The organism is Stappia indica, from assembly GCF_001696535.1.
In the GTDB taxonomy this organism is placed as follows: domain Bacteria; phylum Pseudomonadota; class Alphaproteobacteria; order Rhizobiales; family Stappiaceae; genus Stappia; species Stappia indica.
Map to the genome: position 1 here is coordinate 234,938 of NZ_MBQE01000002.1, position 22,980 is coordinate 257,917.

Annotated in this window: 21 protein-coding genes; 10 read left to right on the plus strand and 11 right to left on the minus strand. The window is 66.6% G+C overall.

Going from position 1 to position 22,980, the window contains the following annotated elements; all coding sequences use genetic code 11:
• Positions 1-6 precede the first annotated feature (6 nt).
• The gene (locus tag BBX35_RS09065; protein ID WP_067218842.1) at positions 7-1,170 is read right to left on the minus strand and encodes a pyridoxal phosphate-dependent aminotransferase; all 1,164 of its coding nucleotides are present in this window, start codon (positions 1,168-1,170) and stop codon (positions 7-9) included.
• A 185-nt stretch (positions 1,171-1,355) separates the two neighbouring features.
• Between BBX35_RS09065 and BBX35_RS09070 the strand changes: the two genes are divergently transcribed.
• From BBX35_RS09070 to BBX35_RS23390, 3 genes are all read left to right on the plus strand, one after another.
• Complete coding sequence (locus BBX35_RS09070) at positions 1,356-2,000, plus strand: GntR family transcriptional regulator (RefSeq protein WP_067218845.1); 645 nt, start codon at positions 1,356-1,358, stop codon at positions 1,998-2,000.
• An 810-nt stretch (positions 2,001-2,810) separates the two neighbouring features.
• The gene (locus BBX35_RS22775; protein ID WP_171901415.1) at positions 2,811-3,350 is read left to right on the plus strand and encodes a toll/interleukin-1 receptor domain-containing protein; all 540 of its coding nucleotides are present in this window, start codon (positions 2,811-2,813) and stop codon (positions 3,348-3,350) included.
• Between the two features lie 81 nt (positions 3,351-3,431).
• The gene (locus BBX35_RS23390; RefSeq protein ID WP_141687840.1) at positions 3,432-3,734 is read left to right on the plus strand and encodes a hypothetical protein; all 303 of its coding nucleotides are present in this window, start codon (positions 3,432-3,434) and stop codon (positions 3,732-3,734) included.
• A 118-nt stretch (positions 3,735-3,852) separates the two neighbouring features.
• On the opposite strand, the gene BBX35_RS09075 is transcribed toward BBX35_RS23390, so the two are convergent.
• Positions 3,853-4,566 (minus strand): GntR family transcriptional regulator, encoded by a 714-nt coding sequence (locus tag BBX35_RS09075; RefSeq protein ID WP_083206155.1) that lies wholly within the window; start codon positions 4,564-4,566, stop codon positions 3,853-3,855.
• 114 nt (positions 4,567-4,680) lie between these two features.
• Here BBX35_RS09075 and BBX35_RS09080 point away from each other — a divergent pair, with 114 nt between their 5' ends.
• The 5 genes from BBX35_RS09080 to BBX35_RS09100 all read left to right on the plus strand — a co-directional run bounded on the left by BBX35_RS09080 (position 4,681) and on the right by BBX35_RS09100 (position 11,801).
• Positions 4,681-5,574: a dihydrodipicolinate synthase family protein gene (locus tag BBX35_RS09080; RefSeq protein WP_067218847.1), complete on the plus strand. Its 894-nt coding sequence runs from the start codon at positions 4,681-4,683 to the stop codon at positions 5,572-5,574.
• A gap of 69 nt (positions 5,575-5,643) precedes the next feature.
• Positions 5,644-6,888: an NAD(P)/FAD-dependent oxidoreductase gene (locus BBX35_RS09085; protein ID WP_067218850.1), complete on the plus strand. Its 1,245-nt coding sequence runs from the start codon at positions 5,644-5,646 to the stop codon at positions 6,886-6,888.
• 47 nt (positions 6,889-6,935) lie between these two features.
• Complete coding sequence (locus tag BBX35_RS09090) at positions 6,936-7,967, plus strand: 4-hydroxyproline epimerase (protein WP_067218853.1); 1,032 nt, start codon at positions 6,936-6,938, stop codon at positions 7,965-7,967.
• Between the two features lie 78 nt (positions 7,968-8,045).
• Entirely contained in the window at positions 8,046-9,158 is a 1,113-nt protein-coding gene (locus BBX35_RS09095) for an ATP-dependent DNA helicase (protein WP_067218856.1), read from the plus strand.
• Between the two features lie 192 nt (positions 9,159-9,350).
• Positions 9,351-11,801, plus strand: a complete 2,451-nt coding sequence (locus tag BBX35_RS09100; RefSeq protein WP_067218857.1) for a Tex family protein — start codon at positions 9,351-9,353, stop codon at positions 11,799-11,801.
• A 279-nt stretch (positions 11,802-12,080) separates the two neighbouring features.
• Here the strand turns inward: BBX35_RS09100 and BBX35_RS09105 are convergent, their stop codons facing one another.
• The 3 genes from BBX35_RS09105 to bfr all read right to left on the minus strand — a co-directional run bounded on the left by BBX35_RS09105 (position 12,081) and on the right by bfr (position 14,859).
• A complete protein-coding gene (locus BBX35_RS09105) occupies positions 12,081-12,962 on the minus strand; it encodes a 2-keto-4-pentenoate hydratase (protein ID WP_067218860.1) in 882 nt (293 codons plus the stop codon).
• A gap of 94 nt (positions 12,963-13,056) precedes the next feature.
• Positions 13,057-14,217 carry a lipase family protein gene (locus tag BBX35_RS09110; protein WP_067218862.1) on the minus strand — a complete coding sequence of 387 codons (1,161 nt, stop codon included), beginning with the start codon at positions 14,215-14,217 and terminating at the stop codon, positions 13,057-13,059.
• A 156-nt stretch (positions 14,218-14,373) separates the two neighbouring features.
• On the minus strand, positions 14,374-14,859 hold the full coding sequence (gene bfr, locus BBX35_RS09115; RefSeq protein ID WP_067218865.1) for a bacterioferritin: 486 nt from the start codon (positions 14,857-14,859) through the stop codon (positions 14,374-14,376).
• Between the two features lie 236 nt (positions 14,860-15,095).
• Between bfr and BBX35_RS09120 the strand changes: the two genes are divergently transcribed.
• Positions 15,096-15,494, plus strand: a complete 399-nt coding sequence (locus BBX35_RS09120) for a DUF2177 family protein (RefSeq protein ID WP_067218868.1) — start codon at positions 15,096-15,098, stop codon at positions 15,492-15,494.
• 123 nt (positions 15,495-15,617) lie between these two features.
• Positions 15,618-16,382 carry an SDR family oxidoreductase gene (locus tag BBX35_RS09125; RefSeq protein WP_067219924.1) on the plus strand — a complete coding sequence of 255 codons (765 nt, stop codon included), beginning with the start codon at positions 15,618-15,620 and terminating at the stop codon, positions 16,380-16,382.
• A 12-nt stretch (positions 16,383-16,394) separates the two neighbouring features.
• Here the strand turns inward: BBX35_RS09125 and urtE are convergent, their stop codons facing one another.
• From urtE to urtA, 6 genes are all read right to left on the minus strand, one after another.
• Entirely contained in the window at positions 16,395-17,090 is a 696-nt protein-coding gene (urtE, locus tag BBX35_RS09130; protein WP_067218871.1) for an urea ABC transporter ATP-binding subunit UrtE, read from the minus strand.
• Between the two features lie 25 nt (positions 17,091-17,115).
• A complete protein-coding gene (locus BBX35_RS09135) occupies positions 17,116-17,637 on the minus strand; it encodes a hypothetical protein (RefSeq protein WP_244271599.1) in 522 nt (173 codons plus the stop codon).
• 84 nt (positions 17,638-17,721) lie between these two features.
• The gene (gene urtD / locus BBX35_RS09140; RefSeq protein WP_067218873.1) at positions 17,722-18,468 is read right to left on the minus strand and encodes an urea ABC transporter ATP-binding protein UrtD; all 747 of its coding nucleotides are present in this window, start codon (positions 18,466-18,468) and stop codon (positions 17,722-17,724) included.
• A gap of 4 nt (positions 18,469-18,472) precedes the next feature.
• On the minus strand, positions 18,473-19,657 hold the full coding sequence (gene urtC, locus BBX35_RS09145) for an urea ABC transporter permease subunit UrtC (RefSeq protein ID WP_067218875.1): 1,185 nt from the start codon (positions 19,655-19,657) through the stop codon (positions 18,473-18,475).
• 37 nt (positions 19,658-19,694) lie between these two features.
• Positions 19,695-21,293 (minus strand): urea ABC transporter permease subunit UrtB, encoded by a 1,599-nt coding sequence (gene urtB / locus BBX35_RS09150; protein WP_067218876.1) that lies wholly within the window; start codon positions 21,291-21,293, stop codon positions 19,695-19,697.
• A 157-nt stretch (positions 21,294-21,450) separates the two neighbouring features.
• Positions 21,451-22,743, minus strand: coding sequence for an urea ABC transporter substrate-binding protein (gene urtA, locus BBX35_RS09155; protein WP_067218879.1), 1,293 nt, complete (start codon positions 22,741-22,743; stop codon positions 21,451-21,453).
• Between the last annotated feature and the right edge of the window lie 237 nt (positions 22,744-22,980).

Genomic DNA, 22,980 nt, shown 5'->3' on the forward strand with positions numbered 1-22,980 from the left:
GCCGCCTCACATCCCCCAGGCGGCGCGGAAGCGCTCGCGGATGCCGGCGAGGCGGGCGCGCGGCTCGTTGGCGAAGACGAGGCGCAGGTAGCGCCCGGCCTGGTCCGGCGCGCCCCAGCCGGTCATCGCCGTGGCGGCGATCCGCCCCTTGTCCAGCAGCAGCGCCGAGGCCCGCTCCGGCGGCAGGTCGAGCGCCGCCGTGTCGATCAGCAGCGACCAGCCGCCATCGGGCCTGACGCAGGGCAGGTCTGCGAGCTCGTCGAGGATCAGGTCCCGCCGGGCGCGCCAGCGGGCGGTCGCCTCCGCTACGCCGTCGTCATCGGTGGTCAGCGCGGCGGCCGCGCCCGGCATGCCGATGCCGACCTGGCAGACGACGTTTGACAGGCTGACGAGGCCGACATCGTTCATAAGTTCGCGCGGGCCGACGATCCAGCCGACGCGCCAGCCGATCATCCGGTATTCCTTGGAGACGCTGCCGACGGTGACCGTGCGCTCGCGCATGTCCGGAAACTGCAGCGGATGCAGCATAGGCGCATCGGTGTAGAGGATCCGCTCCATCGCCGCGTCATGCACCAGCCAGGCGCCCGTCTGCCGCACCAGATCGCAGATCGCCTGCCATTCCTCGAGGTTGTGGACGATGCCCGACGGCATCGACGGGCTCATGGTCAGCACCGCGCGCGTCTTGTCGGAGCGGGAAGCGGCCAGCGCTTCAAGGTCCAGCCGCCAGCCGCCCTCCGCCACCTTCAAGGGCACCAGGCGCGGCACGCCGCCGGCAAGGCGGATGCGGTTGAGCAGGCCGGCATAGGCCGGATCGGTGATGATCACCTCGTCGCCCGGTTCCAGGATCGCCAGCAGCACGTTGAGAATGCCGGAAAGGCCGCCGGCCGAGACGATGCATTCTCCTTCCGGATCATATGCGACGCCGGTGTCGGTCTTGATCCGGGCGACGGCCGCCTCTCGCAAGGCGTGGATGCCGAGGAACGGCAGGTAGCTGTTGGCCTCGTCCGCATCGACTGCGACGCGGGTCGCCTCCAGCGCGGCACGGGGCGGGGCGATGTCCGTGTCGAGGTTCTCCAGCCGCAGCATGTCCGGATCACCGAGCGCATCGGCGGCATTGCCCATCTTGTCGACATTGATGCCGGGGATGTGGCGCAGGCGAGAAACTGTCATACGATTCTCCTTATTGGATCCAATTTAAGATATTGAATGCAGAACCTCACCGGCTATGTCAATTGTCGAGAGCATCGAAGGAGGGGCCTGAGTCGCGGCAAGGCCCGCGTCCCGCCCTTCGGGGCGGGCAAAGGGACAGGCAAGAGGTCATCACCGTGAGCGGATCGGGAGACAGCGGGCAGGGGATGCGGACATCAGACCCCAAGGGCCGCGACCAGACGCAGTCCGTCGCCGACCGGCTGCGCGCGCGGATCATTTCCGGGGAGCTTGCCGCCGGCCAGCCGCTGCGCCAGGAGACGATTGCCGAGGCCTACGGCGTCAGCCGCATGCCGGTGCGTGAGGCGCTGCGCCTGTTGCAGGCGGAAGGCTTCGTGGAGATGGTCCGCAATCGCGGCGCCAGCGTCGCGGCCATCGACGCGCGCGATCTTGCCGAGATCCACGAGATGCGGGTGCTGGCCGAGTGCCTTGCCCTGCGCCATGCGATCCCCGAACTGACCGAAAGCCGGATCGACCGGGCGGAAAGCATCCAGGGCGAATTGGAAACCGCGCCGATCGAGGCGTTCGGCGCGCTCAACAAGCGCTTCCACATGACGCTGTACGAGGCCTGCGGCCGCCCGCGCCTGCTCGCGCATATCTCATTGCTGCACGATGCGGCGGACCGCTACCTTCGCATCGCCATCCGCCAGCTCGACTATGCGGTGCGCTCCGACCGCGAGCACCGCGAGCTGCTCGCCGCCTGCCGTCGCCGCGATGCGGACGCCGCGGAAGTGATCCTGCGCACCCATATCGAGGAAGCCGGCAAGGCCCTGCTCGCGGCGTTGCCGGGGTAGTACGCTAAAGATGCGCTCGGGATCGTTTTGAATTTCGGAGACATCCTTTAGTGTCGGTTGATTTCACCAGCGATGGAATTGCAAGTAACAAAAAATTTTCGCGGATCCATACGTGGAGGGTGCAAAGATAATTCGCTGCTCTCAATGCAGTCGCTAGTCGCAAACCGTTTGCGCCTCGCCCGACCAGAACACGCGGAAACCGCTTCAGGCGCTCGTTTCGGCCCATGAATTCGCATGTGGGTCACGGCAACGTGCTCTGCAGCCAAACTTACTTCGCTCATTTTGTTAACTCCTCCTTGATCGCTTTGCCGAACGCGGTTCGCCATCTCGTTCGCCCTTGTCGATCGTGGCTTGCGCCTCCCGCCTGACGGCGCGCGGGATTGATCGCAGCGCCTTGACGATGCGGCCGCGTCTTTATTCGTGCCAGCCACAAGAGCGTTGCTCTCTCAGGATGTCGCCAACGCATTCGGCACCAGGCGCAACGCAATGCCCGTAACGGTGACTTCGCGGTTCTCGAAAGGCGCGACGCTTGCATCTTCACTGCCGCTTCTAGGTCGGCAGGTACGGTTTCGAATTGGACTTAGATGTCGTAGCAAGAACCCGTTCGAGGTTGGCTTGCGTCTCGTGAATTTTTGCGCTGAGCATTGCGTCGTCGGCGTCATCCGTGGTGCCGAGTTCCGCCTTTGGTGCCGACAACGTGGCGATTGTCAAAATCGTCCCTTCGCGTAATATTATTGCGCGTAATTGAAATTTCCTAATGGGATGAATTGCGAGTTGCGGGGCGCGGGTGGTACGGGCTGGAAGTCAAAATTGTCCACCGACCCTGAAATGTGCGAGGCTGCAGTAAAGTTGGGAGGTGGATCTGCGAATATGCCAATATTTATCAGCTACAATCACCAAGATAGTGACTTCGTCGACACGTTGGCCGCGAACTTAGTTCGAGCCAAACATCACGTTTGGATGGACCGCTGGGAGCTCAATGTCGGCGATTCACTAACATCTAAGATTGAAGAAAATCTAACAGGATCGAGCGCCATCCTCGTGATTATATCTAAGAATTCAGTGGAGTCTGCTTGGTGCAAAAGGGAACTGAATGCGGGTCTAGTAAGGGAATTAGAAGAGCGACAAACGATTGTCATGCCTTGCGTAATCGACGATTGCCAACTCCCACTGTTTCTGCGTGATAAGCTATATGCCGACTTTCGTAAAGACCCTGACAAAGCATTCTCGTTGGTCGACAGAAGCCTCGCGCGAATTTCCAATCCCACGCTTTCACGCGTTGAGAAACCAGAATTCTTCACTGACTTCGCATATGATTGGAAGGAAAAAGATAATAAATACTCTGAGTAAACTTGGATCGTACGGTGGACATTCATTGATCACGGTAAGGGGTTACCATATACGGTCTTAAGTGAACTGAAGATGTATGCCATGGGCGAACTTGGTTCCTACGAGTCTGCACTAAATGAAGGTGCGGTTCCGAAATTTATAAAGAAGATTACCAAGAGAATCGTTGAGTATATAAATAATTCGAAAGAACCCCTTGTCGGTGTAATAAGTGATAATTTTCAAAAAGGCGTTGCCTGGGAATTGAATATATCAGAAAATGAGACGTATATATTTATGTATACATATCGCAGACTAGGGTTGGACAATGGGGTGGATACTTTTGTTTATCTAGATAATAATATCCGCATGGCGCTCTATCATTTGGAAGAGACACTTCCTGATTGATGGCGGCTATATTTCTCTGACATTTGCGCACTCTGAAGCGGGTTCAGGAAGTGTGGATTTCGAGGGTCATTGAAATCTGCTCCGGGTCAGTGGCCTTCGGGGTTCACGGCGGCCCCCCCTACCTCTCCAACCCGCCGGTCAGCGTCATCGCCTGGCGGCGGAGATAGTGCATCAGGTCGTCGGCGCGGGAGCGGGCGAGGGCGACGTCGCCCGAGGCGATGGCCTGCATCAGCTCCATATGGTGCCAGGCGGCGGAGTTGAGGTCGCTTTCGCCGAAATAGCGGAACCAGAACCGCCGCGAATGGGTCTGCAGCGGTGCCACCACCCGGGCGGCGAAGGGGTTGCACGCGGCCACCGCGACGATCTCGTCGAAGGTCTTGTCCTCGCGCAGGAAGGCGTCGACATCGCCGGCGGCGGCAGCGTCGCGCATGGCGCGGGCGCATTCGCCCAGCCGGTCGCGCTCGTCGCGGCTCGCCAGATGGGCGGCCGAGCCGGTCAGCAGGATCTCCAGCGCGTGGCGGGTTTCCAGCACCCGGGCGAAGTCGGCCGGGTTGATGTCGGCAACCAGAATGCCGAGGCGCGGGCGGATCGTCACCAGCCCTTCCCAGGCCAGCCGCTGGATCGCCTCGCGGATCGGCGTGCGGCCCATGTCCAGCAGCGCCGCGATGCGGCTTTCCGTCATCGCCGTGCCCGGTGCCAGCCGCAGGGTGACGATCTGCTCCTCCAGCGCGCGATAGGCGCGGGCCGCCCGGCTTTCCTCGCCCTCCTGGCTGGCGGGGCCGAGCCCAGCGGTGTCTGCGGCGCGTTCGCCTCCGGCGGGGCTGGCGGTCATGACATCTCCTCTCGCTTCTCCTCCTTGATATATCAGTCGTTGACAGAAGGGAAGGTGCGTGGGAATGTGCGTTCGACAACTGATATATCAGATGGCGGCAAGGGAGTTTCGATCATGTGGCGCGGTGTGTTTCCGGCGGTAACGACCAAGTTCACCAGCGACGACCGGCTGGACATGGCCGAGATGGAGCGCTGCTTCGCGCTGCAGGTCGAGGCGGGTGTCGACGGGTTGATCGTCTGCGGCTCGCTCGGCGAGGCGATGGCGCTCGAGGGAGAAGAAAAGCTCGAGATCTTCAAGCTGGCCAAATCCGTCGCGGGCAGCCGCCCCGTCCTGATGACCGTGTGCGAAAGCTCCACCCGCCGCGCGGTGTCCGCCGCGCAGGCCGCGGCAAAGGCCGGCGCCGACGGCCTGATGGTGCTGCCGGGCGTGCCCTATCGCTCGGCCCCGCACGAGACGCTGGCGCATCTTTTCGCGGTCATCCGCGGGTCCGGCCTGCCGTCGATGATCTACAACAACCCGGTCGCCTACGGCGTCGACGTGACGCTGGACATGTTCGATGAGCTGGCCGGCGAGCCGCTGGTCGTGGCGATGAAGGAATCCACCGACGACATCCGCCGCGTCAGCGAGGTGATCTCGCGCTTCGGCGACCGCTTCGACGTCTTCACCGGCGTCGACAATCTGGCGCTGGAAAGCCTCGTCATGGGCGCCACCGGCTGGGTCGCCGGTCTCGTCGTCGCCTTCCCGAAGGAGACGGTGGCGATCTGGAAGCTGGCGCAGGCCGGCCGCATCGAGGAGGCGCGGGAGATCTACCGCTGGTTCCGCCCCTTGCTGGATCTCGATGTCTCGACCAATCTGGTGCAGAACATCAAGCGCGCCGAAGTGCATGCCATCGGCTCCAACGACCGATGCCGCGCACCGCGCATGGCGTTGTCGGGTGCTGAGGCCGAGCGGGTCGACGGCATCATTCGCGCCGCGCTGGACACGCGGCCGCAGCTGCCGGCGCTCTGAGGCGGCGGGCAGCACCGGCCGGGTCCGGCCAAGGTTCGGCGACAGGATCTATTGGGGCGTGAAGGACGCATGGGCGACAGCTCCGAAGTGACCATCATCGGGGCCGGCATCATCGGCCTCGCCACGGCGGCGGCGCTGCTGGAACGCGGCCATGCGGTGACCGTGATCGACCGGGACGAGCCGGGCAGCGGCACCTCGCGGGGCAATGCCGCCGGCATCGCCTGGACGGATGTCGCCCCGCTCGCCTCGCCCGGCATCTGGCGCAAGGCGCCGGGCTGGCTGCTCGACCCGCTCGGGCCGCTCGCCATCCGCCCCTCCTATGCCCTGTCCATCCTGCCCTGGATGCTGCGCTTCGTGCAGGCCTCGCGGCCGGCCGCCTGGCGCCGCTCCATCGGTGCCATCGCCGCGCTCAATGCCGCCGCGCTGCCTGCCTGGGAGCGGCTGTGGCGGGAGAGCGGGACGCTTCACCGAGTGAAGCGCGAGGGCTGTCTCGACGTTTTCGACAAGCCGGCGGAGATCGCGCGGGCACAGGCCGGCTGGCAGCTGCAGCGCGACCACGGCATCGAGGTGCGCGAGCTGAGCGGTCCCGAGCTGCGCGACATGGAGCCGGATCTCGGGCCGACGGTCGCCGGTGGCGCCTTCCTTCCCGGCTGGGTGCAGGTCGACGACCCGCACGGTATGTGCCTCGACCTCGCCGCCCATGTGCGCGGGCGCGGCGGCACCATCGAGCGCGGCGAGGTGGCGGCGATCACCCGTTGCAGCCAGGGTGTCGTGCTGCGCATGCGCGAGGGGCCGGTGCGCCGCGCGCCGCATGTGGTGCTCGCCTGCGGGGCCTGGTCGCGCCGGCTTGCCGCCGGCATCGGCGAGGACGTGCCGCTCGACACCGAGCGCGGCTACAACATCACGGTGCCCGACCCGGGCGTCTCCTTCCGCCGCTTCATCATGCTGGCCGGCTACGGTTTCGTGCTATCGCCGCTGGCCAAGGGCCTGCGCATCGGCGGGGCGGTGGAGTTCGGCGGGCTCGAGGCCGCGCCCGATTGGCGGCGGGTCGATGCACTGGTGGCGCGCGCCGGCAAGGTGGTGCCGAAGCTCAGGGCCGAGACCGGCGAGCGCTGGATGGGGTTCCGGCCCTCGCTGCCCGACAGCCTGCCGGTGATTTCGCAAAGCCGCCGTGTGCCCGGCCTGATCCACGCCTTCGGCCATGCCCATCACGGATTGACGCAGGCGGCGGTTACGGGCGACCTCGTCGCCGCGCTCATTGCCGGCGAGCGGCCGGCCGTCGATCTTGCCCCTTATGCGGTCGACAGGTTCTGACAGTCTGGGTTGTTTGAAGTCTGGGTTCTTTTCTCGAGGAGGCAGCCGTGGCGCGGCATACGTTCTTCTGCATCGACGGACATACCTGCGGCAATCCGGTGCGGCTCGTCGCCGGCGGCGGACCCAACCTGGCCGGCGACAGCATGCTGGCGCGGCGGGCGGATTTCCTTGAGCGCTACGACTGGATCCGCACCGGGTTGATGTTCGAGCCGCGCGGCCACGACATGATGTCCGGTTCGATCCTCTACCCGCCGACGCGCGAGGATTGCGACATCGGCGTGCTCTATATCGAGACCTCCGGCTGCTTGCCCATGTGCGGCCACGGTACCATCGGCACCGTCACCATGGCGATCGAGGAGGGGCTTCTCGTGCCCCGCACGCCCGGCCAGGCGCGGCTGGAAACGCCCGCCGGCCTGGTGCTGGCCGACTACGAGATGGAGGGCGAGCATGTCGCCTCCGTGCGGCTGACCAACGTGCCCTCCTTCCTTGCCGCTCAGGATCTCGAGATCGATTGCCCGGAGCTCGGCCGGCTGACCTTCGACGTTGCCTATGGCGGCAATTTCTACGCCATCATCGAGCCCCAGGAGAATTTCCCGGGCGTCGGCGCCATCGATGTCGATCGGCTGGTGGCGATCAGCCCGGCGCTTCGGATCGCGCTCAACGAGGCGTACGAGATGGTGCATCCGGAAGACGGGCGCATCCGCGGCATCACCCACATCCAGTGGACGGGCCCGGCGACCCAGCCGGGGGCGGATGCGCGCAACGCGGTCTTCTACGGCGACAAGGCCATCGACCGCAGCCCCTGCGGCACGGGCACCTCCGCCCGCCTTGCCCAGCTGCATGCGCGGGGCCGGTTGAAGGTCGGCGACCGTTTCGTGCACGAGAGCGTCATCGGCTCGCTGTTCACCGGCGGGGTGAAAGCCGAGACCACCGTCGGCGGCCGGCCGGCCATCGTGCCCACCATCGAGGGCTGGGCGGTGAAGACCGGCACCTCCACCATCACGCTGGACGAGCGCGACCCCTACATGACGGGCTTTTCGGTCACCGGCACGGGGGTGAAGCTCTACCCGCGCCCGTGAGCCCGGCTTAAGCGGGTGCACAGGCGGGCGCGAAGACTGTAGGAAGGAAGCGAACCAACTCGGGATCCGATTCGCTTCATGGACTGGTCGCCCCAGCAGCAGCACGCGCTCGACGAGACGGCGCGCTGGCTGAAATCGAAAGACAAGCAGGTCTTCCGCCTGTTCGGCTTCGCCGGCACGGGCAAGACGACGCTCGCCCGTCATCTGGCGGAAGGCATCAACGGCGATGTCGCCTTCGGCGCCTTCACCGGCAAGGCAGCGCATGTGCTGCGCCAGAAGGGCTGCGACGACGCCACCACCATCCACGCGATGATCTACCGGCCGCGCGGGCGCAAGGACGAGACCGAGGACGACGAGGAAAGCCTCAGCTTCTCGATCAACCGCGACAGCATCGCCTCCAAGGCCAAGCTGATCGTCATCGACGAATGCTCGATGGTCGACGAGGATCTCGGCCGCGATCTCCTGTCCTTCGGCACGCCGGTTCTGGTGCTCGGCGATCCGGCGCAGCTGCCCCCGGTCAAGGGCGGCGGTTTCTTCACCGAGGCCGAGCCCGACGTGATGCTGTCGGAGGTGCACCGCCAGGCGCGCGACAACCCGATCGTCCACATGTCGATGCTGATCCGCGAGGGCGGCGAGCTGGAGCCGGGCCGCTACGGCGACAGCCGCATCATCTCGCGCCGCGAGATCGACGCCGCCTCGATCCTGGCCAGCGACCAGGTGCTGGTCGGCACCAACCGCACACGGCGGCTCTACAACGGCCGCATCCGCGAGCTGAAGGGCTACACGACGCCGATGCCGGCGGTCGGCGACAAGCTGGTGTGCCTGCGCAACGACAAGGCCAAGGGCCTGCTCAACGGCGGGCTGTGGACCGTCGAGCGGCTGCGCCCGTCCAAGGGCAACACGCTGCGCTTCGACGTGCGCCCGGAGGACGAGGCCGCCGGCAAGGGCCGGGTGCAGGTCAAGGTGCTGCCGGGCCTGTTCGAGGAGGGCGCGGACCAGATCCCTTACGCCCTCAAGCGCCGCTCCGACGAGTTCGACTACGGCTATGCGCTCACCGTCCACAAGGCGCAGGGCTCGCAGTGGGACGACATCGTCCTGTTCGACGAGAGCTGGGCCTTCCGCGAGTATCGCGACCGCTGGCTCTATACGGCGGTGACCCGCGCCGCGCAGCGCATCACCGTGGTGCGCTGAGCGCGAGCCTCAGCCTGGGCTCGAGCATGGGCTAGAGCCTGGGCCCCAGTCCCGCCTCACTCGCGTGGTTTTCCACTTCCGGCCGTGTGTCTTCGCGCCTCATACTGGCGCGGCGCGCGCAGCGCGCGTAAGGTTCGCGCCCCGCCGGCCGGCTCGCTGCCGGCGGCCCGATTTCGTCGACAGGCACGCAAAATGACCGATCTTTCCTCCTTCGCGCCGGACGTTCCGGCTTCCCGTCCCGCGTCCGCAAAGACGGCGCTGCCGCCGGAGATTTCCGCCCGCATCGCCCGCACCATCGCGGCGGAGCTGGTCTGCCGGCCGGAGCAGGTCTCTGCCACGGTGGAGCTGCTCGACGGCGGGGCGACGGTTCCCTTCGTCGCCCGCTACCGCAAGGAGGCGACCGGCGGTCTCGACGACACGCAGCTGCGCCGGCTCGAGGAGCGGCTGACCTACCTGCGCGAGATGGAGGAGCGGCGCGGCGCGATCCTGCGCTCCATCGAGGAGCAGGGGAAGCTGGACGACGCGCTGGCCGGGCGCATCCACGCGGCCGAGACCAAGGCGCAGCTGGAAGATCTCTACCTGCCGTTCAAGAAGAAGCGGCGGACCAAGGCGCAGATCGCCCGCGAGGCGGGGCTGGAGCCGCTGGCCGACCTCTTGATCGGCGATCCCTCGCATGACCCGCAGGAGACGGCGGCGCGCTTCGTCGACGCGGAAAAGGGCGTCGAGGACGCCAAGGCGGCGCTGGACGGCGCGCGGCAGATCCTGATGGAGCGCTTTGCGGAAGATGCGGCGCTGGTCGGGCGGCTGCGCTCGCACATGACCTCGGGCGCGGTGCTGCGCTCGCGCGTGGTCGAGGGCCAGGAGCAGGCGGGCGCCAAGTTCTCCGACTATTTCGACTATCGCGAGAAATGGGCCGACGTGCCGAGCCACCGGGCGCTGGCGCTGCTGCGCGGGCGCAACGAGGGCGTTCTGGCGCTGGAACTCGCCGTCGACGAGGACGCTCAGGGCACCTTCAAGCCGGTCGAGCTGATGGTGATGAGGGCCGCCGGCATCGAGGACCGGGGCCGGCCGGCCGACCGCTGGCTGGCGGAGACAGCGCGCTGGGCCTGGCGGGTCAAGCTGGCGCTGCATCTGGAACTCGACCTGATGAACGCGCTGCGCGAGAAGTCCGAGGAAGAGGCGATCCACGTCTTCGCCCGCAATCTCAAGGACCTGCTGCTGGCCGCTCCCGCCGGTCACAAGACGGTGCTGGGCCTCGATCCCGGCATCCGCACCGGCGTCAAGGTGGCGGTGGTCGATGCCACCGGCAAGCTGGTCGAGACGACGACGATCTACCCCTTCCAGCCGCGCAACGACATCGTGGGATCAATGGCGGCCCTCAAGGCGCTGATCGCCCGGCACGGCATCTCGCTCATCGCCATCGGCAACGGCACGGCGAGCCGCGAGACCGACCGGCTGGTCGCCGATCTGCTCGGCGAGATCCCGCCGGCGAACCGTCCGATCAAGGTGATCGTCAACGAGGCCGGCGCGTCGATCTATTCGGCGAGCGAGTTGGCCGCGCGCGAGCTGCCCGGCGTCGACGTCTCGCTGCGCGGCGCGGCCTCCATCGCCCGCCGCCTGCAGGATCCGCTGGCCGAGCTCGTCAAGATCGAGCCGAAGTCCATCGGCGTCGGCCAGTACCAGCACGACGTCAACCAGACCAAGCTGGCGAAGGCGCTGGACGCGGTGGTCGAGGATGCGGTGAACGCGGTCGGCGTCGACCTCAACACCGCCTCCGTGGCGCTGCTCGCCCGCGTGTCCGGCCTTTCCGCCGGCCTTGCCGAGTCCATCGTGGCGCACCGCGAGGCGGAAGGCGCGTTCCGCGACCGCAAGGCGCTGCTCAAGGTTGCGCGGCTCGGGCCCAAGGCCTTCGAGCAGTGCGCCGGCTTCCTGCGCATTCCCGGCGGCGACAATCCGCTCGACGCATCTTCCGTGCACCCGGAAGCCTATCCGGTGGCCACCCGCATCGTGCAGGCCTGCGGCCGGCCGCTGTCCGAGGTGATGGGCAATGCGTCGCTGCTGAAGGGGCTCGACGCCTCGCGCTTTGCCGACGACACGTTCGGCCTGCCGACGGTGCGCGACATCCTCGCTGAGCTGGAGAAGCCCGGCCGCGATCCGCGTCCGGAGTTCAAGACCGCAAAGCTTGCCGACGGCGTCGAGACGATGAGCGACCTGCGCCCAGGCATGGTGCTGGAAGGCACGGTCACCAACGTCACCAATTTCGGCGCCTTCGTCGATATCGGCGTCCATCAGGACGGCCTGGTGCATGTCTCGCAGATCGCCGACCGTTTCGTGCGCGATCCGGCGGAGGTGGTGAAGGCCGGCGACATCGTGCGCGTGAAGGTCGTGGAGGTCGACATGGCGCGCAAGCGCATCGGTCTCACCATGCGCAAGGACGGCGGCGCGGATGCTTCTGACCGGCCGCGCGGCGGTCCCGATGGTGGCGGCGATCGGCCGAAGGGCGGGCCCGGCGGCCCGCGTCGCGGCGGGCCCGGCGGTGGTGGCTCCGGCGGTTCTGGCGGTTCGCGTCCCTCGCAGGGCGGTGGCGGCGACGGGGCCATGGCTGCGGCGCTGGCGGCGGCCTTCAACAAGAAGAAGGGCTGATCGGGGAGGGGCGGTGCGAGGAGCGCCGCCGCTCTGGGAACGAATAGGCCCCGGCGCGCGCTGCGCTTGGCCGGGGTGACCGCAGAGGGGATGCGAGATCATGCCTCTCTCTCTGACGTCATCCCGGTCAAGCGTAGCGCAGAACCGGGATCGGCGAGCCACGGCGGCGCGGCGCCAACTCGGAGTGCTGCCACACACGCCCCCCGGCTCTCCGGTCCCGCATCTCCGCATCGCTTCGTGCGGGACGACAGCGGAGCGGGTGTTGACGGCGTGTTGCCCTTACTCGAACCGGGCGCCGATCTTCGGCGTGCCGGGCAGTCCCTCGTAGGTCAGCGTCACGCTCAGGCCCGGCTTCATCGGATGCAGCGGGCCGATGGAGCCGACGGAGACGAGATCGCCGGGCTTCAACGCCTTGCCTTGCGCCTTCAGCACGCCGGCGATCCAGCTGACCGCGTTCAGCGGGTGGCCGAGCACGGCCTTGCCGGGCGCCGCCGACAGGGTCTCGCCGTTTGCGTCATTCGTCAGTTTCGCGGTGAAGTCGGCGAGCATGGCAACGCCCTCGGCCCCTTGCGGGATCTCGATCAGCTCGCCCATCGCGCCTTTCCACGCGCCGACATTGATCGAGGTGATGGCCGGGCCGTCGAGCTTGTCGTCCTTGCCGACGACGAGCGCGGGCAGCTCCAGGAACGGGCGCACGCCGGCGATATGGGCCAGCACCTCTTCCGGCGTCGTCGCGTCGTTGACGGCGGCATCGGCGATCTCGACGACCAGATCCGCCTCGAACAGCGCGCGCACCGCCTCCGCCGGGCGGGCGGTGGCGTTCCCCTTGATGATCATGCCCTCAAGCAGCGTGCCGAAGACGGGCTCCGTCACGCCGAAAGCCTCCTGCGACTTGGGCGAGGTGAGGCCGGCCTTGTAGCCGACCACCGGGCCGAGATCTGTTTCCAGGCGTGCGAGGATCTTGTCCTGAGCGCACAGGGCATCCGCCATCGATCCACCGGCCGCGACCGGCGGCGGGGTCGGGGCAGCGCTGGCACGCGCGGCCAGGAAGGCGTCGATTGCGGCATCGTCGGGACAGGCGGCCTGCGCGCTTCCGGCGACAAGAACGGTGGAGACGAGAAGCGAGGCACCGAGCGCCAGTGCCGAACGATGGGCGTGCATGTGTGATGATCCTCCCGAAGGCGCGATTGCGCCGGGCGCAAGAGTGCCGCTGCATGGCCCGCCTTGCAAGCGCCGGGGGAGGCGGCAGCGCGGTTCACACGCCGCCGTATTGCTCCTGCAGGTAGATCCAGTAGTTGCCGAGATGGTGCTGCCAGAAGAAGTCCTTCGGGTCGGCGGGGTTGCCGCCGGGCCGGGCGAACAGCGGCACCAGCGATCCGGCCGGCGCGTAGTCGAGGGAGCGCTGCACCCGCGACAGCACCGTGTCGAGCGTCGGTGCCAGAACGGTCCCGGAAACCGGCGGCAGCACCGTACCGCCGGTCATGAACGGCTCGGGCGCAAGGCGGATGGTCCCAAGCCCGGCCTTCAGCTCCGCGACCGTTTCGCCAGCATGGGCCAGCGCCTGCTCCAGCGCAGCGTCTGAAGCCATCGCCGCGGTGAGCGCCATCGCCGCGACCCGCGGATCGCTGTCCGGCATCGGTTCACCGGCATAGGCGCGCAAGGGATTGGGCGTGTTGAGGTCGCCGGGCCCCTGCAGCGTGAAGGGCACCTGCGGCACCCAGCCTTGCGTGCTGGCGATGGTCCAGCCGAAGCCCGCCATGCCGGCGATCCCGGCATAGTCGGCGGCGTAATGGTCGTTGCCGGGCTTGGCCGGGGCCAGCACGTAGGTCTTGACGGAGAGGTTTGACAAGCCGGCAAAGGGACCGCCGGCGTGGCGCAGGAACGAGGTCAGCAGCGTTGCGATGGAGGCGCCCTGGCTGTGCCCGGTGACGAGCAGCTCGGTCCCCGGCAGCAGCGACAGGCGGGCAAGGCTCGCCAGCAGCGGCCGGTCGGTGGTCAGCAGCATCAGGAGCAGGCTGAGCGTGAAGCCGAGATGGGTGCCGGCGACGACCGCGCTGCCCGTCTCGTCGCGGGCGAGATGGAAGGGAATGTCGAGCTGCGATCCGCCGATCTCGAGCCTCAGGTCGAGCCGCGCATCGACCAGCGGAAACAGCAGGTCGGCGAGGATGCTGGCGTCCGTGTCGACCGTGCCGCGCACCACCACGGCGTAGCGGTTCGGATGCGCGCTGCTTTTCCAGACCTGCCACAGGTTGTCGAGCAGCGTCGGGCCGGAGGGCGACAGCTCGTCGACCAGCGACCAGCCGAGTGCTGCGGGATCGGGCGTCGGCACCGGGATCGCCGGCGCGCCGTAGATCGCCTGCGACAGCGCCAGCGCGTCGCGTGCCTCGGAAAAATCGAAACCGGATGCGAATGCCATGCCGTCCTCCCGTCTGGTGACCACGGGCAGGATAGGGCAGACCCTCTATCGTTGGTTGCAATATTTTGTGCGAACACGTGTCTTTGCGCAGGCATGAAAAAGCCGCCGCGCCGGGGAGGCGCGACGGCTTTGAAGCAGTGCGGTGCGGAGAGCCGATTACTCGGCGTCGTCGGCCGAACCGGAATTGAGCAGCGAGTAGCGCTCGACGCCGATCTTCTCCAGCAGCTCCAGCTGGGTCTCGAGGAAGTCGATATGGCCCTCTTCGTCGGCCAGCAGCTCCTCGAAGAGCTTCATGGAGACGTAGTCGCCTTCGTCGTGGCAGATGTCGCGCGACTTGGCGTAGGAGGTGCGGGCGTCGTGCTCGCCGGCAAGGTCGGCTTCCAGCACTTCCTTGACGTCTTGGCCGATGCGCAGCGGCGCGACCTTCTGCAGGTTCGGATGACCCTCCAGGAACAGGATGCGCTCGATCAGCTTGTCGGCGTGCTGCATCTCCTCGATGGACTCAGCACGCTCCTTCTTGGCCAGCTTGGTCAGGCCCCAGTCGTCAAGCATGCGGTAGTGCAGCCAGTACTGGTTCACCGCGCCGAGCTCGAGGAACAGCGCCTCGTTGAGCCGTTCGATAACCTTTGCGCTGCCTTTCATTCGATGCTCTCCTTGTCTTCCGCGTGCGCCACTGCGGCCGCACCGTCACGGTCGCTTCGACCTTCGCGAAGCGATCAATTGCACGCAGTTTAGAATAATTCCAATCCTGTGTGAAGAGGGCAGCGGGTGCTTTGCGCAAGGAAGTTGCGATTGAGCCCCCGCATTGTGGCCGCAAGGTGAACCGGTCGCTTCAATCCTGCGTTTAACGCCATGTGGACAACAGGAAGGCCCCGGACATGTCGTACGCGATCGCCTATGGCGCCACGGCGCTGATCTTCTTGACGCTGGATTACGTCTGGCTGGGGCATGTGGCGGGCTCCTTCTACCGCGAGCGCCTTGCCGGGCTGATGGCCGACCAGGTGAATTTCGCGGTCGCCGGCGCCTTCTACCTCGTCTACGTGGTCGGCATCGTCATCTTCGCGGTCGCCCCGGCGCTGCGCTCGGGCAATTGGCAGGATGCGGCGCTCTACGGCTGCCTGTTCGGCTTCTTCGCCTATGCGACCTACGACTTCACCAACCTTGCTACCTTGCGCGACTGGCCGGTGGCCGTGACCCTGGTCGATATCGCCTGGGGCACGTTCGTCACCGGCTTTTCCGCTACGGTCGGCTACGTCATCGCCCGTAATTTCGCGTAAGGCGAAGCCGCCGCCCGCGCCAAACCTTCGTGCCAAGTGCCCTTGCGGCTTGCCTTTTCCGTGCTGACCCGTCCATTGTTCCTGCAATGATGCAATGGCTTTCAGCGGAGGAACGGCATGGCCATGACGGGTGAGCGGGCAGGAAACGTGGCGCTGGTGACGGGTGCGAGCGCGGGCGTGGGCCGTGCCTGCGCCATCGCCTTTCTCAAGGCGGGCTATCGCACGGTGCTGACCGGGCGCCGCGGCGACAAGCTGGAAGAGACCGTGGCCATGTCCGGCGTCGATTCGGCCGGTGCCCTCTGCGTTCCCTGCGACGTCAGCGAGCCGGCGGCGGTGGACGACCTGTTCGGCGCCCTGCACGATGCGTTCGGGCGGCTCGACGTCGTCTTCAACAATGCCGGCACCACCGTTCTCGGCAAGCCGATCGGCGATCTTTCCTTCGAGGAATGGCGCAAGCTGATGTCCGTCAATCTCGACGGCGCGTTCCTGATCGCGCGCGGCGCCTTCAACATGATGCGCGCGCAGGACCCGCAGGGCGGACGGATCATCAACAACGGCTCGATTTCCGCCCATGTGCCGCGTCCCGGCTCGGCCGCCTATACGGCGTCCAAACACGCGATGACCGGCCTCACCCGCTCGATCTCGCTGGACGGGCGCCCGTTCAACATCGCCTGCGGCCAGATCGATATCGGCAATGCGGCGACCGACATGACGGTGCGGATGCAGGAGGGCGTTGCCCAGCCGGACGGCAGCGTGCGGGCCGAGCCGGTGATGGCGGCCGAGAATGTCGCGAGCTCCGTCCTACACATGGCGAGCCTGCCGCTCGACGCCAATGTCCAGTTCATGACGGTGATGGCGACGACCATGCCCTATATCGGCCGCGGCTGAGCAGGGCTCCCGTCAGACGGTGAGGTGGGCGCGCACCGCGCTCTCCTCCAGTTCGTCCCGGGTGCCGGCGAGCATCACCTCGCCGCGGTCCATCACGGCGAAGCGGTCGGCCAGGTCCCGGGCGAACTCGAAATACTGTTCCACCAGCACGATGGCCATCTCGCCGGTGTCGCGCAGGAACGAGATCGCGCGGCCGATATCCTTGATGATCGAGGGCTGGATTCCTTCCGTCGGCTCGTCGAGGATCAGAAGCCGCGGGCGCATGACGATGGCCCGGCCGATGGCCAGCTGCTGCTGCTGGCCGCCCGACAGGTCGCCGCCGCGCCGCGACAGCATGTCCTTGAGCACGGGAAACAGCTCGAACACCGTGTCGGGCACCCGCCGCTGGCCGCGCGGCAGTACGGCAAAGCCGGTCTCCAGGTTCTCGCGCACACTGAGCAGCGGAAACACGTCGCGCCCCTGCGGCACCAGGGCGATGCCCCGGCGCGCCCGCTGATAGGGCGTCAGGCGCGAGATGTCCTCGCCCTCCCAGCGCACGCTGCCGGCCGAGATCGGCTGCTGGCCGGCGATCGCCCGCAGGGTCGAGGTCTTGCCGACGCCGTTGCGGCCCATCACGCAGGTGACCTTGCCGACCTCCGCGCTCAGGCTGACGTCTTTGAGCGCCTGTGCGGCGCCGTAATGGAGGTCGATGGACTCAACGTTCAGCATGCAACCTCCATTACGGTCTTGTGCGTCAGTTCAGCAGCTTGCGGTTCAACAGCTGCAGCACCCGCGCCTGTTCCTCGTCCGGTCCCCCGCCCACGTCGCAGACCGCCCGGGCGATGGTGATCAGCTGGTGCAGCTCGCCCTGGTCGAGACGGCTTCTCCAGAGCTTGTGGAACCGCTGGACCGGGTCGTCGGCATTGATGACGTTCTGGGCGATCCAGTCGCAGAAGATCAGCAGCTCGTCCATGTCGCCGGGCGGGACGATCCCCTGCATCCCTTCGCGGATGACGGCCTTCGCCTCGTCCTTGTGGGCGGGCTTTTCCTTCGCCAGGCAGAAGTAGAAGGTCACCGCGGCGATCACCGGGTCCTCGATGGAGGCCAGCGGCGCGTCCTCGACCTTCTTGCGGAACTGCTTGCGCTTGTAGGCGCCGCGCATCCGCTCGACGGAATCGATCACTTCGCTCCCCGCTTCGCGGAGCATTTTCAGTCGCCAGTACCAGACCGCCACACCCACGGCGATCGTTGCGAGAAGGCCCAATAGAGGCATCATCCGTCTCCTGTCCGGTTCCCTCGACCGAGGGATACATAAACGGCAAGACGGTTGCAGTGCCACAGTTCATTGCGCGTTCCACGATCAACGGCCCAGATAGACGTCGATGACCTTCTGGTCGGACGAGACGTGGTCGAGCGAGCCTTCCGCCAGCACCGAGCCCTCGTGCAGCACAGTGACCTTGACGTCGAGCGCCCGCACGAAGGTCATGTCGTGCTCGACGACGACGACCGAATGGCTCTTCGAGATGTCGCGCAGGAGGTCGGCGGTCGCCGCCGTTTCCGCATCGGTCATGCCGGCGGCGGGCTCATCGATCAGCAGCAGCTGCGGGTCCTGCGCCAGCAGCATGCCGATCTCGAGCCACTGCTTCTGGCCGTGGCTGAGGTCGCCGGCAAGGTCGTCGCGGCGGCTGTCGAGGCGCACCAGCTCCAGCAGCGCGTCGATGCGCGCGCTCTCCTCGCGCTCGCGGCGGTGGAACAGCGTGGCGAAGGGCCCGCGCGAGGCTTTCAGCGCCAGCGCGATATTGTCCTCCACCGTGTGGCTTTCGAACACGGTCGGCTTCTGGAACTTGCGGCCGATGCCGAAGCCGGCGATCTCCGCCTCGTCGTGGCGGGTGAGGTCCAGCTTCTCGCCGAACAGCAGCGTGCCGGTGTCCGGCCGTGTCTTGCCGGTGATGACGTCCATCATCGTCGTCTTGCCGGCGCCGTTCGGGCCGATGATCGCACGCATCTCGTTGCGCCCGATGAGGAAGGACAGGTTGTTCAGCGCCTTGAAGCCGTCGAAGGAGACGCTGACGCCGTCGAGATAGAGCAGGGAGCCCGTGGCTGTCATCGTGTCACTCCGCGGCCTGGTTGCGGGCAAGAGCGGGGGCGGGGGCGATGGGCGCACCCGCCGACACGTCCGCCGGTGAGGTCTTGTCCTTGCGCTTCGGCAGGCGGGCGCGCAGCGATGCGGCAAGGCCGAGGATGCCCTTGGGCAGGAACAGCGTCACCGCGACGAACAGCGTGCCGAGCGCGAACAGCCAGATCTCGGGCAGGGCGGCGGTGAACCAGCTCTTGGCGAAGTTGACCAGCACCGCGCCGATGATCGGGCCGACAAGGGTGCCGCGGCCGCCGACCGCCACCCAGATCACCGCCTCGATGGAGTTGGCCGGGGCGAACTCGCCCGGATTGATGATGCCGACCTGCGGCACGTAGAGCGCGCCGGCAAGCCCGGCCATCATCGCCGAGACGGTCCACACGAACAGCTTGTAGTGCTCCACCCGGTAGCCGAGGAAGCGGGTGCGGCTTTCCGCGTCGCGTACCGCGATCAGCACCTTGCCGAGCTTCGAGCCGGTGATGGCGATGGCGAGCACGAGGCTTGCCGCCAGCGCCAGCGCCGAGGCGGCGAAGAGCCCGGCGCGGGTGGCGTCCGACTGTACCGAGTAGCCGAGGATGTCCTTGAAGTCGGTCAGGCCGTTGTTGCCGCCGAAGCCCATGTCGTTGCGGAAGAAGGCGAGCAGCAGCGCATAGGTCATCGCTTGGGTGATGATCGACAGATAAACACCGGTGACGCGCGAGCGAAAGGCGAACCAGCCGAAGACGAAGGCCAGCAGCCCCGGCACCGCCAGCGCCATCACGATCGCAAAGGGAAAGGCGTCGAAGCCGCTCCAGTACCAGGGCAGTTCCTTCCAGTTGAGGAACACCATGAAATCGGGCAGCACCGGGTCGCCATAGACGCCGCGCGTGCCGATCTGCCGCATCAGGTACATGCCCATGGCATAGCCGCCGAGGGCGAAGAACGCCGCGTGGCCGAGCGAGAGGATGCCGCAATAGCCCCACACGAGGTCGAGCGCCAGCGCCAGCAGCGCGTAGGTCAGGTACTTGCCCATCAGCGTCACAGCATAGGTGGGCACGTGCAGCGGGTGATCCGTGGGCAGGGCAAGGTTGAGCACCGGCACCAGCACCGCGGCTGCGAGAAGCAGCGCCAGCATGGCGAGGCGGGTGCCGGTCAACCCGCCGGCAAGGAAACGAACCATCATGACGGGCGGCTCCGCGGGATGCGGGCGGGACGGGGGCTCATGCCTCCACCGCCCGGCCCTTCAGCGCGAACAGGCCGCGCGGACGCTTCTGGATGAACAGGATGATGAAGACGAGGACCAGGATCTTGGCCAGCACGGCGCCGGCGAAGGGCTCCAGGAACTTGTTGGCAACGCCGAGGCTCATGGCCGCGACCAGCGTGCCCCACAGGTTGCCGACACCGCCGAACACCACGACCATGAAGCTGTCGATGATGTAGGACTGGCCGAGATTGGGCGAGACGTTGTCGATCTGCGACAGCGCCACGCCGGCGATGCCGGCGATGCCGGAGCCGAGGCCGAAGGTCAGCGCGTCGACCAGCGGCGTGCGGATGCCCATGGAGGCGGCCATGCGCCGGTTCTGGGTGACGGCGCGCACGTTCAGCCCGAAGCGGGTGAACTTCATCGCGATCAAGAGCGCGGCGAAGACCGTCAGCGCGAAGACGAGGATCCACAGCCGGTTGTAGGTGATCGTCAGCTGGCCGATCTCGAAGGCGCCCGACATGAAGGCCGGGTTGCCGACCTCCTGGTTGGTGGGGCCGAAGATCGAGCGCACCGCCTGCTGCAGGATCAGCGAGACGCCCCAGGTGGCGAGCAGCGTTTCCAGCGGGCGGTTGTGCAGGAAGCGGATGATGCCGCGCTCGATGCCGACGCCGACGAGGCCGGCGACGAGGAAGGCGGCCGGCAGCGCCACCAGCAGCGAATAGTCGAAGAGGTCGGGCGCGTGGGTGCGGAACAGGTTCTGCACCATGAAGGTGGTGTAGGCGCCCAGCATCACCATCTCGCCATGGGCCATGTTGATGACGCCCATCACGCCGAAGGTGATGGCAAGGCCGATGGCGGCGAGCAGCAGCACCGAGCCTAGCGACAGGCCGAACCAGACGTTGCGGGCCGTGTCCCAGGCCGCCTGCAGCTTCTCGATGCGAGCAAGGGCGGCGCCTGCCGCCTCGTGCAGGTCGCTCGCCTCGCTGTTCTGCACCGCCGTGATCATCGACAGGGCGTCGCGGTCGCCGCGCTCGGCCAGCGTGCCGATGGCGGCGATCTTGTCCTCGGTGGGGCGGTCGGAGGCGAGCACGGCGGCGGCACGCGCCTCGCGCATCAGCTTCGCGACGCCCGGATTGGTCTCGGCCTCGATCGCCGCGTCCAGCGCCTCGATGCCCTCCGCATCCTGCGCCTTGAAGATTGCTTCTGCCGCCTGCCGGCGGGTGGTCGCATCCGCGGCGCGCAGGGTCAGCCCGCCGAGCGCTGCGCGGATCGTGCGGCGCAGGCGATTGTTGACGCGGATCTTGTCGAGCGCGCTGGTCGCAGTGCTTTCCAGCGCCTCGCCGGTCAGCGGATCGGTCAGCGCAAGGCTTCCGCCCGCGCGCTTGCCGATCACCACAGCCTTGTCGGCCTTGCGCACATAGAGATCGCCGTTGGTCAGCGCTTCCAGCGCCGGCACCACGGCGGCATCGCCGGTGGCGGCCAGAGCCGAGACCTGCTTCTCCGTGTCGCCGAACGAGCCTTGGCCGAGTGCATCGATGAGCGGGCGCAGGGCGGCATTGTCCTGCGCGCCCGCTGCCGAGGACAGCAGCGCCAGCGGCAGCAGGGCCAGCAGCATGGCCAGCAACAGGGCCGGGAGAGAGCGCGGGGCGTATGCGTTTACGTTCACGGGGGACCGTCCGGGCTGGGGTGCGGCATGCGGTAGGAGAGGAGGGGTAAGGAGGAGGCAGATCTGCGCCCGCCTCCCTCCCCCTCTGGTTGCGGAAGGTGGGCGCTTAGCTGCCCGACCCGCCGCACTTGCCCGTGGCAGTGTTGAAGTTTCCGCAGTTCAAGGGCTTGCGCCAGTCGGCGATCAGGTCCTTGGAGCCGTCGAGATAGTCGGACCAGGCGTCGCCGACGACGAGGCCGGAGGTCTCCCACACGGTCTCGAACTGGCCGTCTTCCTGGATCTCGCCGATCAGCACCGGCTTGGTGATGTGGTGGTTCGGCATCATCGCCGAGTAGCCGCCGGTCAGGTTCGGCACGGACACGCCGACGATGGCGTCGATCACCGCATCCGGATCGGTGGTGCCGGCCTTCTCGACCGCCTTCACCCACATGTTGAAGCCGATGTAGTGGGCCTCCATGGGATCGTTGGTGACGCGCTTGTCGTCGCCGATATAGGCCTTCCACGCCTCGATGAACTCGCCGTTGACCGGCGTGTCGACGGACTGGAAGTAGTTCCAGGCGGCCAGGTGCCCGACCAGCGGTCCGGTGTCGAGGCCGGCCAGTTCTTCCTCGCCGACCGAGAAGGCGACGACCGGGATGTCCTCGGCCTTGATGCCGGCATTGCCCAGTTCCTTGTAGAAGGGAACGTTGGCATCGCCGTTGATGGTGGAGACCACGGCGGTCTTCTTGCCGGCCGAGCCGAAGGCCTTGATGTCGGACACGATCGTCTGCCAGTCGGAATGACCGAATGGCGTGTAGTTGATCATGATGTCTTCCTCGGCGACGCCCTTCGCCTTGAGGTAGGCCTCGAGGATCTTGTTGGTCGTGCGCGGGTAGACGTAGTCGGTGCCGGCCAGCACCCAGCGCTCGACGCCTTCCTCGTTCATCAGGTAGTCGACGGCGGGAATGGCCTGCTGGTTCGGCGCGGCACCCGTGTAGAAGACGTTGCGCTGGCTTTCCTCGCCCTCGTACTGGACGGGGTAGAACAGCAGCGAGTTCAGCTCCTCGAAGACCGGCAGCACGGATTTGCGCGACACCGAGGTCCAGCAGCCGAACACGGCGGACACGCCGTTCACCTGGATCAGCTCGCGGGCCTTTTCGGCAAACAGCGGCCAGTCGGAGGCCGGATCGACGACGACGGCCTCGAGCTTCTTGCCGAGCAGGCCGCCCTTCTTGTTCTGCTCCTCGATGAGCATCAGCATGACGTCCTTGAGGGTCGTCTCGGAGATCGCCATGGTGCCGGACAGCGAGTGGAGGATGCCGACCTTGATGGTCTCCTCCTGGGCGAAGGCGCCGGTGACGGCAGTGGTGGCCATCAGGCCCGAAAGCGCCATGCCGGCGAAGAATTTCTTGCTGAACATTGTCATCTGTTTCCCCTCTGTCGCGTCTCCCCGGGAGGAAGAGCCACGACAAGGAAAATCAAGATGCGTGCCAGTTTGGCGCGAGCGCCGTTTGCGGCGCAAAAATGCCGGAAACGCCGCGACTTGCGGGGAACGCAGCGTCAGCCGCCCCGCGCGCTGGCCGATTTCGCAGCGCACAATGAAATTGCACAATTGTGCATCGCGGCAAAAATGTGCTCAAAATTTGTTCAAGACGTG